Annotated in this window: 15 protein-coding genes; all 15 read left to right on the top strand. The window is 29.4% G+C overall.

Annotated features, from left to right (window positions below):
* Nucleotides 1-25: 25 nt before the first annotated feature.
* The 15 genes from ABNX05_RS10885 to ABNX05_RS10815 all read left to right on the top strand — a co-directional run bounded on the left by ABNX05_RS10885 (nucleotide 26) and on the right by ABNX05_RS10815 (nucleotide 12,366).
* On the top strand, nucleotides 26-613 hold the full coding sequence (locus tag ABNX05_RS10885) for a hypothetical protein (protein WP_349659753.1): 588 nt from the start codon (nucleotides 26-28) through the stop codon (nucleotides 611-613).
* Nucleotides 613-2,103, top strand: coding sequence for a DnaB-like helicase C-terminal domain-containing protein (locus tag ABNX05_RS10880; RefSeq protein ID WP_349659752.1), 1,491 nt, complete (start codon nucleotides 613-615; stop codon nucleotides 2,101-2,103). The genes ABNX05_RS10885 and ABNX05_RS10880 overlap by 1 nt, the downstream gene beginning before the upstream one ends.
* Nucleotides 2,104-2,128: 25 nt before the next feature.
* On the top strand, nucleotides 2,129-3,151 hold the full coding sequence (locus tag ABNX05_RS10875) for a hypothetical protein (RefSeq protein ID WP_349659751.1): 1,023 nt from the start codon (nucleotides 2,129-2,131) through the stop codon (nucleotides 3,149-3,151).
* A gap of 11 nt (nucleotides 3,152-3,162) precedes the next feature.
* Nucleotides 3,163-4,236 carry a PD-(D/E)XK nuclease family protein gene (locus ABNX05_RS10870; RefSeq protein WP_349659750.1) on the top strand — a complete coding sequence of 358 codons (1,074 nt, stop codon included), beginning with the start codon at nucleotides 3,163-3,165 and terminating at the stop codon, nucleotides 4,234-4,236.
* Between the two features lie 28 nt (nucleotides 4,237-4,264).
* A complete protein-coding gene (locus ABNX05_RS10865) occupies nucleotides 4,265-6,178 on the top strand; it encodes a DNA polymerase family B protein (protein ID WP_349659749.1) in 1,914 nt (637 codons plus the stop codon).
* A gap of 56 nt (nucleotides 6,179-6,234) precedes the next feature.
* On the top strand, nucleotides 6,235-6,996 hold the full coding sequence (locus tag ABNX05_RS10860) for a DNA-methyltransferase (RefSeq protein ID WP_349659748.1): 762 nt from the start codon (nucleotides 6,235-6,237) through the stop codon (nucleotides 6,994-6,996).
* A 55-nt stretch (nucleotides 6,997-7,051) separates the two neighbouring features.
* Entirely contained in the window at nucleotides 7,052-7,261 is a 210-nt protein-coding gene (locus ABNX05_RS10855) for a hypothetical protein (RefSeq protein ID WP_349659747.1), read from the top strand.
* Between the two features lie 12 nt (nucleotides 7,262-7,273).
* Nucleotides 7,274-7,672 (top strand): hypothetical protein, encoded by a 399-nt coding sequence (locus tag ABNX05_RS10850; RefSeq protein WP_349659746.1) that lies wholly within the window; start codon nucleotides 7,274-7,276, stop codon nucleotides 7,670-7,672.
* Between the two features lie 197 nt (nucleotides 7,673-7,869).
* Entirely contained in the window at nucleotides 7,870-8,340 is a 471-nt protein-coding gene (locus ABNX05_RS10845; protein ID WP_349659745.1) for a hypothetical protein, read from the top strand.
* A 39-nt stretch (nucleotides 8,341-8,379) separates the two neighbouring features.
* Nucleotides 8,380-8,751 (top strand): hypothetical protein, encoded by a 372-nt coding sequence (locus ABNX05_RS10840; RefSeq protein ID WP_349659744.1) that lies wholly within the window; start codon nucleotides 8,380-8,382, stop codon nucleotides 8,749-8,751.
* Nucleotides 8,752-8,783: 32 nt separating this feature from the next.
* The gene (locus ABNX05_RS10835; RefSeq protein WP_349659743.1) at nucleotides 8,784-9,551 is read left to right on the top strand and encodes a hypothetical protein; all 768 of its coding nucleotides are present in this window, start codon (nucleotides 8,784-8,786) and stop codon (nucleotides 9,549-9,551) included.
* A gap of 53 nt (nucleotides 9,552-9,604) precedes the next feature.
* Nucleotides 9,605-10,000, top strand: coding sequence for a hypothetical protein (locus ABNX05_RS10830; protein WP_349659742.1), 396 nt, complete (start codon nucleotides 9,605-9,607; stop codon nucleotides 9,998-10,000).
* 71 nt (nucleotides 10,001-10,071) lie between these two features.
* Nucleotides 10,072-10,968, top strand: coding sequence for a hypothetical protein (locus tag ABNX05_RS10825; RefSeq protein WP_349659741.1), 897 nt, complete (start codon nucleotides 10,072-10,074; stop codon nucleotides 10,966-10,968).
* Nucleotides 10,969-11,012: 44 nt separating this feature from the next.
* Entirely contained in the window at nucleotides 11,013-11,453 is a 441-nt protein-coding gene (locus tag ABNX05_RS10820; RefSeq protein WP_349659740.1) for a hypothetical protein, read from the top strand.
* Between the two features lie 148 nt (nucleotides 11,454-11,601).
* A complete protein-coding gene (locus ABNX05_RS10815; RefSeq protein WP_349659739.1) occupies nucleotides 11,602-12,366 on the top strand; it encodes a 3D domain-containing protein in 765 nt (254 codons plus the stop codon).
* Nucleotides 12,367-12,427 lie beyond the last annotated feature (61 nt).

The following is a 12,427-nucleotide window of genomic DNA, read 5'->3' as shown; positions in this document are numbered from 1 at the left end:
CTACAATGTTGTCAAGAGGTGAAATATGGCATATTCAGTTAAATGTAAATGGTGTAAAACTGAGAAAAAGAATAGTGAAATGTTTGCATTTAAAGTAAGTGAAAATAGCAAGTACTCATATACTTGTGATGAAGTTGAGTATAAGTTATATCAAGATTATTTAAATAAACTTAATACAAAGAAACAAAATGACAAAGTAATTACTGACAATTTTAATAAGTTATATGTATACATTGCTGTGGAAATTTTAAATTATGATTTAGGTCAAATTATTCCTCCAAATTTAAAGAAAAGACTTCGTAAATTAAATGAAAATTATGATTTTGAGGTAATCAAGTCATGTGTAGAATCATTAACGAATTATCTTCAAAACTATATATCGAAAAAGGAATTCGAAGACGAAAAACATATAGTTAATTACATAATGCTTATTATTGAGAAGAATATTAATGATTCATATAAACTATGGAAACGTAAGAAGCAACTTGAACAAAAACAACAATCTCATGTCATTGAGTCTGAAATTATGGATGATTTAATAACTGAAAATATTACTAGTAACGTACCTAAAAATAATGGAATTATGCAATTCTTAGATGAGGGTGATTATTAATGATAGTTGAACAAGTTAAACAATTGAGTGATTATCCAAAAGAAATAACAGACGTTAGAGAAGCATTAGAAATGTCGTTTGTTATGTCACTATGGAAAGATCCAGAGCTATACGATGATTATGCGGGAGAAGTTAATCCAAGTAAAGATTTAATGTTACCTGATGGAAAATTCTTTTATTCATTAGGTAAAGAAATGTATAACGTTGGTTATAAATCATTTGATGATGCAAGTATTCATTCGTTTATTCATAATAATGAAGTTTTAATGGAAGGATTCATTAGACGAGGTGGAATACAAGAAGTGGATAATATGAGAGCAGTTTTAAATGAAAATAACATAGATACATATTATGACTCACTAGTTAAAAACAACATGCTTATGAAATTACATGATAAAGGATTCAATGTAGTAAATGAGATTAAAAAGTTTCATAAAATGAATACTTCTCAATTGTATGACTACTTTGAATATCAACTAGATAATGTATTTCTTAACCGTGGTGCAGGAGTAAAGATTGAAGATTTATCTATTGATGAAGAGTTTATTCTAGAATGTCATGCCGGTACAGGAAAAGGACTTAGTTATTCATCTACTGCTCCGCTAATGAATTATCATACTCTTGGTTTACATAAGTCAAACGTACAAGTGTACGCTGGATATTCTGGTACAGGTAAGACATCATACTGTATGGCTACATATGTGTTTCCAATATTAGATGCAGGAGAGAACATAGTAATAATAGCTAATGAGATGAACATCAAAGCATGGAAGAATATATTGTTAATTACTATCCTTACTCAAAAAATGAACTATTTCAAGATAACTCGTAAGAAATTAAAAATGGGTAATTTTAATGAAGAAGAGTTATCTATGTTGTACAAGGCTAAAGAGTATCAAGAAACTCATTATAATCATCGAATAAAATTTGCTAAGATATTTGACTACAGCATTGAAGATGTCAAAAGGATCGCACGAAAAATGGCTAAACAGGGATACAGTTATGTTCTATATGACACATTTAAAAGTGAGGACGCTTCATCAAATAATGCTACAGGTGAGTTAGTAGAGGCATCTAAACAATTGTTACAAGTGGCAGAGAAAGAGGATATTAGTGTAATTATTACAATGCAATTAGCTTTACATACTGAAGGTACAAGATACTTAAATGCAACCACATTATCAGGAGCAAAGGCTGTAAAAGAAGTTGTTTCAGAATTGATACTTATGCGTTCAATTTGGGATGATGAGTTTGAAGGTGAAAATTTTGATATTAAGCCATATAAATTCAAACGTGATCCAATAACAGGTAAATTGACTAAAAATAAAGAATACATAACTTTGGATACAGAAAAAAAATACAGAATTTTATTCTTAGATAAAACACGTAACGATGAGGGTGAAATTTGTATAGTAAATCAATTTGATGGAGCATGGAATGTTTGGAGAGAGATTGGTTATTGTACAGTAAAACACCAACGTTCAGCATAGTTGTACATAATGGTGAGGTGCTTAAATGAATGTACATGCACTAAAAAATTACATAAAAGTTAATGATGAATTAATTGAATTAATTTTAGAAAAGGCAGGATTTCATGAAATTAGCGATAATTTCAGTGGAGGAATTGAATATCGATGCGCTAGAGAAGAGGGGAAAAACCCTACAGCAGTAAGAATAAACAAGGAAACTCTGCAAGCATCATGTTTTAGTACAAATTTAAAAGGTGACTTAATTACTCTTGTTCAAGATAAAAAGAAGTTGTCATTTCCAAAGACAATTGAGTTTATTTCAAAAATTGTCAAATTTGAAGAAGTCGAACAGAATGATTATGAATTACCTTTCGGTGGATTTTATAAAAAGATTCAAAGATTTCGTGAAAATAACGGTGTTAAATTAGAAATATATGATGAATCAATTTTAGATTTATATGCCATGCTGCCTAACAAAATGTTTTATGAAGATGGTATATCATTCAAAACTCAAGACAAGTTTAAAATTGGTTATGATGTAATGAGTGACAGAATCACATGCGCTTGGCGAACTACATCAGGTGAGATATGTGGAGTAATGGGCAGATTAAATAAACGAGAAGTAAATGAATTTGAAAATAAATGGTTTCCGATCATTCCATTTCCAAAAAGTAAAACACTATTTGGATTCAGTGAGAATTATAGAAGCATTCAAAATAAAGGAATATGCCATGTTTTTGAAAGTGAAAAATCACCTATGATCCTAGACTCAATGGGAAGTCCATTAGGTTTAGGATTAGGGGGAAGTAATTTATCTGATTATCAAGCAAACAATATCAAATCTTTATTTACAGAAAAAATAATTGTAGGTATGGACGAAGGATTATCTCAAGAAGTGAGCATATCTATCAGTGAAAAGCTAAAGATGAGCAGATATTTCAAAAATGAAGTTTTCTACATATATGATAAAAATAATCTTTGGCTGCCTAAAGATTCAAAGATGAGTCCAGTAGACTTACCAAAAGAAGATTATAAACGATTACTAAAGCATTGTTTGATTAAAGTATAGGAGATGATTAATTGGTAAAAGCAGAAGATAAGGTAAAGCAATTACGTGCAGATGGTCATATAGTATGGTCAATATCACGAATTAATACTTATGACAATTGCCAATTTGAATATTACAATTCATACATATTAAAAAATAAAGGCATTCAAAACTGTTACTCATCACCAGGTACATTTATACATGGTAAAGTCGAAAAATATTACAAAGGTGATGATGAAGTTAAACATACATTTTCAAATGATTTCGATATTTTGATGGCTGAAAATGAACTTCTTGGACTAGATTTCCCCTCAGATTTAATCAGAGATAACTTTGTGAAAGATGTAAAACATTTCACCGAAAATTTCTCTAAATTAGATGGTAAGTTTGTACTTGAAAAATTAATTGTTTTTCAATTAGGAGAACATTATATTCAAGGATATGTAGACGCTATACAAGTAATTGAAAATGAAAAAAACAATAAAGATGTAAATGTAATTGACTGGAAAACATCATCTAAATTCAGTGGAAAGAAACGGATTGAAGCAGGTCGACAATTACTAATGTATAAAATAGGATTAGAATCAACAACTTCTGCAAAAATTAATGAAGTTAAATGGTGTATGGTCAAATATTTGTATGTTTGTTACATGCAAAAGAACGGAAAAATTAAACGCAAGATGTGTAATCGTGGAAAATGGGTTAAAGAAATGAAATCAACTTTAGAAAAGGAAATGTTAAAAGAAGGAATGGATGACTTAGAGGTTGATATTTTAATTGAAGAGTCATTGAAAGAAAACTCTATTGACAACTTACCTTCATATATTAAAGAGAAATATTGGTTGGAAGATTGTTATGTTACCTATGAAGTAAATGAGGAGAATATAAAAGAGTTGAAGAATTACGTTAATACGACCATCGAGGAAATTCAATCTAAAAATAAAAATGATGAAACAGAATGGAAACCTTTAGATTTTGAAAAAGATTCTTTCTATTGTAACAATTTATGTGGACATAGGTTAACATGCTCATATAGAAAAAAATACATAAATGAATTAAATTTAACCAAGAAAGATACCTTATCAGATTTAGATGATTTACTATAATAATTAGCAAGTAAAGGTGGTTGTTTATTTGAGTAAGTTGTTAGAAAATAAGCGAATATTCTTCTATGATTTTGAAGTATTATCTAAACTAAAAGACAGCAGAACAGGACAATCATGGTGGTGTGTTGTATTTATTGATTTTGATACAAGGAAAGGTAAATTGATCAAGAATAGTGTTAATGAATTAATTCAATTCTATAATCAATTTAAAGATTCTATTTTTGTTGGATATAATTCTAGACAATATGACCAATACATATTCAAGGGATTAATGTTAGATATGGATGCAGGTTATATCAGTGAACAATTAATTGAACATAAATTAAAAGGACATAATGTTGTTAGAAATGCTTTTCGATTACCTCTAAATAATTTCGATATTATGCCAAATCCACCTGTTCCATTAAAAACATTAGAAGGGTTCATGGGTAGTGATATCCAAGAATCTTCAGTTCCATTCACTATTGATAGGCAATTAACTGATGAAGAAGAAAAGAACTTAATTAAATATTGTATTCATGACGTTAAAGAGACTATCAAAGTATTTGAGAGATTAAGGCATGAATTTGATAGTCAACTACAATTAATTGAAGCATTTGATTTAGATATGACACTATTCAATAAAACAAAAGCGCAATTATCTGCTTATATATTAGATGCAAAAAAGCATGATGATAGAGGAGATGCATTTGATCATCTTATCCCAGACACATTAGTTTTAGATAAATATAATTATGTGAGAGAGTGGTACGAGAATGAATTCACATCCTACATTGACCCTGTAACAAATAAAGGTAGGAAATTAGAAACAGTTATTGCAGGAGTACCAACTGATTATGGTATAGGTGGTATTCATTCAGCTTTAAAGAATATTGATGAAAGTGGTATTATTCTAGCTTGTGATATAAGCTCAATGTATCCTGCACTAATCATTGAGTATAATTACATGAGTAGAAATGTTCCTAGTATAGATAAATACATAAATATTAGAAATGAACGTTTGAAATTAAAAGCTGAGAAAAATCCAAAACAACAACCTTTAAAAATCGTACTTAATGCTACATTTGGTACTTTCAAAGATAAATTTAATGCAATGTATGATGAAAGAATGAGCAACGCTATTTGTATTGCAGGACAACTACTACTTACTGATTTGGCTGAAAAATTAGAAGGTCACTGTAAGATTCTTCAAAAGAATACAGATGGTATTTTTATGAAAGTAGAAAGAGAAGAAGATATTGAAATAGTACAATCAATAGCTAAAGAATGGGAAGTAAGGACTCGACTAGACCTTGAGTGGGATAGATTTAACAGAATCATACAAAAAGATGTAAATAATTATATCTTAGTACCAGAAGGGGGATTGTATTACCCTAACGGTAAAGAACGATGGAAGGCAAAGGGTGCGTTTGTTAAATCATTAAGTGATATTGATTATGATTTACCTATTGTCAATAAAGCTGTAATAGCATATTTCTTGAAAAATAAGCCTGTTGAAGAAACCATTAATGAATGTAATAAGCTACGTGAATTCCAAAAGATTGTAAAAGTAACCTCTGCATATGATCAAGGGGCTTGGAAGAATTGTACTTTCTCAAAACGAAAAGTATTAAATGAATCTACAGGTAAATATTCAACTAAGATGATGTGGAACGATGGGAGTGGGTATGCATTAAAGGATAAAACTTTCCGTGTATTTGCATCTAATCGTGATGAAGATGGTGGTTTATTTAAAAAGAAGTCTGGAGCTAATCCTGCTAAGTTTCAAAATACATCTGAAAAGGTGTTTATTGATAATGAAGATGTTACACAAAAAACAGTGCCAGATTATTTAGACAGGCAATTTTATATTGATTTATCCAATGATCGAATTAATCAGTTCATGGGAATCAAGAAGAATTCAAGCAAGAAGAAAGCTGATAAGGAAGAAATTAAACAATAAAATACATAAAAGTTTTAATAAAAATTAAATATTATTGAAAATGGAGGAGTTTTATATTGGAAATAAATCAAATACATAATGAAGATTGTATGATATTTATGAATAAAACGGATTTAAAAGTAGATACAGTATTAACATCACCGCCATATAACACCTCAAGGACAGATAAATATACAATGTCTAAAGATAAGTATAATAGTAGATATGAAGGATTCGAAGATAATAAAACAGATAACGAATATATTGATTGGACTGTTGATTTGTTTAATGGTTTTGATAAAATACTAAAGCCAAATGGAAATGTGCTTTACAATATGTCCTATTCAAGTGAAAATACAACACTGATGTTTTTAACTGTCGCTGAGATTATCAAGCAAACCAATTTTACATTGGCTGATTCAATTGTATGGAAGAAGAGAAGCGCAATACCAAACAATAGAAGTTCTAATAAATTGACTCGTATTTGCGAATATGTATTTGTTTTCTGTCGTAAAAATGAATTTAAAACATTCGATTCTAATAAAAAAGTAGTAAGCGTTATTGAGCGTACAGGTCAGAAGAATTTCGAAAACGTCTATAATTACATAGAAGCTAAAAATAATGACGGTTCAACCAAATTAAATAAAGCGACATTTTCAACGGAATTATGTGAAAAGTTATTGGTTATGTACACTAAGGAAGGTTCATTAGTTTATGATCCATTTATGGGTACAGGTACAACAGCAAATGCATGTAAGAACTTAGGTTTGAATTACATAGGAACGGAAATATCAAATGAACAATGTTTATATGCTGAAAATAGATTGATGAATACATAATTAGATTTTAAATAATAGATTAGTATTATCAAATACATAATTGGAGATGATTCTTATGCAAGATTGGGAAACATTAACTGAACAAACTGTATGGGAATATTATAAAAAGGTTGAAGCAGAAAACTTTCACCTCAAGAAACAACTCGTAAATAAGAACAAACAGATTAAACATCTTAAACGTGTAATCAGCACATGGAAAGGTAAGTTTGAAAAGCTTACAGAAAATCGTAAGCCTAAATACAAAAATACAATTAGACGAAAATAGGAGGATTAATGGATGTTGTTTTTTACAATTGCAATGATTGTTTGGTGGGCGTTATCCGTATTTAGTGCAGAAGTATTTCGGTTAAGTGATACTAAAAAAAATAAAGGTGAAATTGAAGATAAAGATTTAGTTGGAGCAGGGTGTTTATATATCACATTCGCATTAACTTATGCGCTTGGTGAATTGATTTATTTATTGTTCGCATTAAAGCACGATACATATTTGTATCCGACATATTCAATGTTGGGACTGTACATTATTGACTTTTTAGTAGCAATGTTTATGATTCTGTTTTCACGAATTACAGGTAAAAAACGAGAAGTGAAAGAGAAGACTGGATTTTATTCATACTTTACACGTTTTATTACAATGGTCTATTTCGGTTACATGCTTTGGGTTGTGATTAGTTAATATGATAAAACGCATACTTAGTTTTGATACGCAAGATTGGAAACATATATACTGTCTATTTAAAACAGGAATTCATAATTTGATGATAATGGATTACAAAGAAGCAAAAGAATCATACTACTGGATCAAAATACACTTCTCATATGACAGTACAAAAATAAAATAGGTGGCGACTTACGCTAGAGGAGAATACTTATATGAAGAATTTTTTAATGAATGTAATGGATTTAAAAGTTTTTGATGAGAAGGGTAAGTTTATCACGAAGTTGGACGCTGCTACAAAAGGTGCGTTAGTTCATAATGGAAAAGATTCTTATTTCGCAATTAATACGGTTGAATTTGATATTGAACTAATGAAAGCTATTGGTGAAGTAAAAGATAATGATAGTTTGTCTGATTTTGAAAAAGAACTAACACCTAAGACAACAAAGATCAAATTTAAAACGACTGACTCAATTGCAAATTACAAAGAATTTAAGTTAATTGCTGAAGGTGATTTATATAGTAGCACAGGCGAAGTTTCTCATGATTTCAAAATCATTATTGAAAAATCAATTCTAACATCTGGAGTAGGAATCAATGTTGATTTAGATAAGTTTAGTGAGTTTTCACATGTATTTGCAATTACATCAGATGATTTTGAGCTAGAGCTAAAAGAAAAGTGCTAAATAAAATGACAATATTAATTAAGAATGGTGGAATCAATAATGATAGTTTTGGGTAGTATTTTATTGCTATTCGGATTGGGACTTTTAGTTTGGTTTAAATTAAATGACAATGAGTTTATTGCAATTACAGGTGTAATAATTAGTGCATTTAGTGGTATAGCATGCTTGGTTGCCGTTAGTGTATTATTTATAAGTCATTTAATGGCAGATTCAAATATCAACAATTACAATGAGTTGAAAAGGACTATTGATGTAGTACGAAGTAATGAAGTGAGTGAACTAGAAAGAGCTACAATTACAGAAAAAATTATCGAAATTAATCAGGAAATTGCAAGTAATAATTATTGGAATGAAACTGTTTTTGATATTTTCATTCCTGATAAGTTGACTAAATTAGAACCTTTAAAATAAAAAATACATAATCAGAATGGGGAAAAACATTTATGACAATTTTACAAAATGCTTATAACGCTTATTTAACAAAGAAGTATGAGAAGGAAATTAATGAATTTAAGGAAGTGACAAAGTCAGTACTTGATGAAGCTAGTTCAAAATTAAAAAAAGATCTATATCATTGTACTATTCTTTCTGATGATAAGCGTGGTGCAGCAATTGCAACTAAAGATTTAACAGATTTAATTAAACTTGAGCAAATGATCAATGATAATCCTTTGGAAATTGAAAGCAGATTACTCAATAATCGATATATTGACACCTTAGCAAATGAATATCAAAAGCTGAATAATTTAATCGTTGAAGGTGAAACAGTTCAGTTTGATGAAAATAAGCATAAATGGGATTTTAATGATACCGGCATAGTAAAAGACATTATCGATAAGCAATTCGATGAAGCTAAAATGAATATTAATGAACGATTAAAAGAAATTGATAATCAAGATAAGTTGGATACAAAAAATATTGTAGATAAAATTATCAATGTATATAAGGAATATGTTCAAGAGCGTAGAGATGAGCATCTAGAACTCATTAATTGTGAGAAGTGTGAAAATGAAAGTGTTCTAAAAAAACTCCAGTGTGAAATGAATTATTGGGAAAAGCACTATAACGACATACTAAACGAGATAAACGGACTTCATACTATAACAGGCACACTTACAATAAATTTTGATCATGACACAAAGGATTTCAAAACAGTATCTGCGATTGTTTTGAAGAATCTAAAGAAAAACAAGGTGGGCTTATTTAAGTAATATTTTGATTTTAAATAAAATACATAAAAATAATAGAAAAGAGGAAATGAATTATGAGTTCACAAAGTGATCATCTAATCAAATTAGTTAAAGATATTGAATTTAATAGGGGCGTTGAATGGGTACTGAGTAATTTAAGGAAAGATAATGAAGTAAAGATTCACTATGTGTTTTCTAAGAATAAAGAGAAAGCATTAGCAAAAATAGATGAATTAATTGGAGATAAATTTGTAGTGAAATCTAAAAACAATAAATCGGAAGCTTCGTACGAATGTATCTACGACATATACAAGTATACATATCCAAGTAAAAATACTAGAGGTATTCGTTGTAATACGGTACACGTTGATGAAAAACTTCTAGAAAACGATTCATATTTAGTTGATAATGTACTAACTACTTATGCTAGACGGGGTATTGAGAAAGAGCGTGTTTTCTACTTCAGTTAATACGTATTAGTAGTTAAATAATAGTTTGCTTTTATAAAAATACATAAAACAATAAAGGATGGTAATTACATATGACAGTCGAAAAATTTAAAGTAGAAATTTCAGGAGTTTCAAATATCACTATAAATATTAACGACAAGCATAAGTTGAAGTTGTCACCTATGGTAGACATTAGTTCAATAATAATTGATTACAGACTACCAATGACAAGTAGAACTTGTACGTCAAACATATGCTTATTAGGAAATTACAGATCGAATAACGGTATGTATACGAATATTCTTGATATAGATAATTTTAGTAGCAATGAATTAGCGAAACTTATTTTAACGATGATTAAGCTATATAGACCTAAAGAGATTAGATTAGATGCTACAGGAGTTGGTATGACTCTTAAAGACGCTTTATTAGGAGAGTTATTACAAGAAAATATTATTCTTAACGATGATGGATCATTAGTTTATAAAGAAGATAATAGTGCTGTAAAATTAATTAAGATTCACGAGAATGAAACTTTAATTAACAATTCTGATGTAGAAAAGTTTATTAAAAATACGTCTCAAACTGCAAAGGCTATTGAAGAAGCATTGTCCAGTGTATGGAAAGCATGTTTTGAATCGAACAATAATGAAAAGAATGAAATGAGCCATGTTTTAAGCGCTAAAGTGAAAGGAGAAAATATTTATTTTGTAACAGTATCCGACAAAGTACCGTATGTTGTTAAAAATAAGTTTTTCGATGCAATTAAAGATGGATTATGTACAAATACTAATGTACTAATGCTCCCAGATGAATTCAAATTAGAAATTATGGATAGTGACGGAATGCTTCAAATCAAACATTCTCTAAATATTCCAAGGACTTTTAGAGAAGAAGTGTTGCGGAAAGTTAAATATGCTTTTGATAATAAACACAATTTAATTATGATTCCAGATTCATTTAAATTAGAACAATTAAACGTTAAATAAAAACCATATATTATTTAAGAATATACATAATAAGGAGTGGGATTATGACGATAATGAACATCTTAACAGCAGATGATCTGTCTTATGTGAAAGTAGAAATTAGGAATGTGTCTGTAAAGTACTATACATATGATGAGCAAGTAGTGAAGAATTTATATGAACGGTTCAAATCTAATTCTCCTAGAAAGATATCATTTGGGAGTGAAAATACTTATACTCAAGAGTTTAAAAAGTTACTGTATACTGAAGGATTCGAATTAAATGAAGATGGAACAGTATTAGCAATTCAAGAAGATCAGATTTGTTATAACTCAATTGAACATTCTTTAGATGATATTAAACAACAACCATATAACCTAACAGTTAAATCAGGATATGATGAAAATAAACTTACTGAAGTGTTATTGAGTAATGGTTACATAATTTCTACAACTAATAATTTAGATAAAACTGATGTATTGATCTACGGAAATATAAATGATTGACAAATAACATTTTAGTAAATTATGATATTTAATATAATAAAATACATAATGAAAGGTAGGGAGTTTATTTCTGCAAGAGAAGCGCACAATTCAATATTGTCATTAGAGCTTCAAATGAGACAATTTTTTGTAGAGAATAAGCGAATAAATGAAAAAACTAACTAAAACTTTAACAGTACCAACACTTATTACATGTACATTAGGATGGGCTTGGTTTGCATCACAGGCTATAGAAGAGAGTAATAAAGTTGGTACATCAGAATCCTCAAATGTCATTAAACGTATGGAGGATATTAAAAAGAATTCAATTGTTTATCAAGTTGAATCATTCCATAAGGAATATGAGCGTTTGAAAGAGGAAGAGAGAAAAAGGTTAGAGGAGTTAGAACGTCAACGCTTAGAGAAATTAGAAAAAGAAAGACAGGCTAAACTTGAACAAGAACGATTGGCTAGGATTGAGAAGGAAAGACAATTAGCTGAAGCAAAGAGAATAGAAGAAGCTAAGAAAGCTGAACAAGTTAGATTAGCAAATGAAAAGAAGAAACAGTCAGTACAGAATGTTAATAGTAATAAAAAAGTTGATGACAGTAGTCAGTCAGGTTGGGTGACTTTCAACGGATCATATTATGGAGCTAACTGTTATCAGTGTTCAGGGATTACTGCAGTAGGTATCAATGTGAATAATACAATATATTATAACGGATATCGTATTATTGCTTTAGATCCAAATACAATTCCACTCTGGTCTATTGTCGAAGTGAAAACACCAAATGAGAGCTTTAAAGCTGTTGTTGGAGATACAGGTGGAAGAATAAAAGGATTTAATGCCGATATCTTAGTTGACTCAGAAGCTCGTGCAGCTCAATTGGGGCGACATAACATTCAAATTAGAGTTATTGGAAGTCTAAAATAATACATAATAATTGAGTGGAGATTGATAATATTCTTTCTCTACTCAATTTTAAAGAGGGTGA

The sequence above is a fragment of the Lysinibacillus zambalensis genome (genome assembly GCF_040183165.1).
Classification (GTDB): domain Bacteria; phylum Bacillota; class Bacilli; order Bacillales_A; family Planococcaceae; genus Lysinibacillus; species Lysinibacillus zambalensis.
Note: the sequence above shows the minus strand (reverse complement) of the source record. Positions and strands in the feature narration are given on the sequence as shown.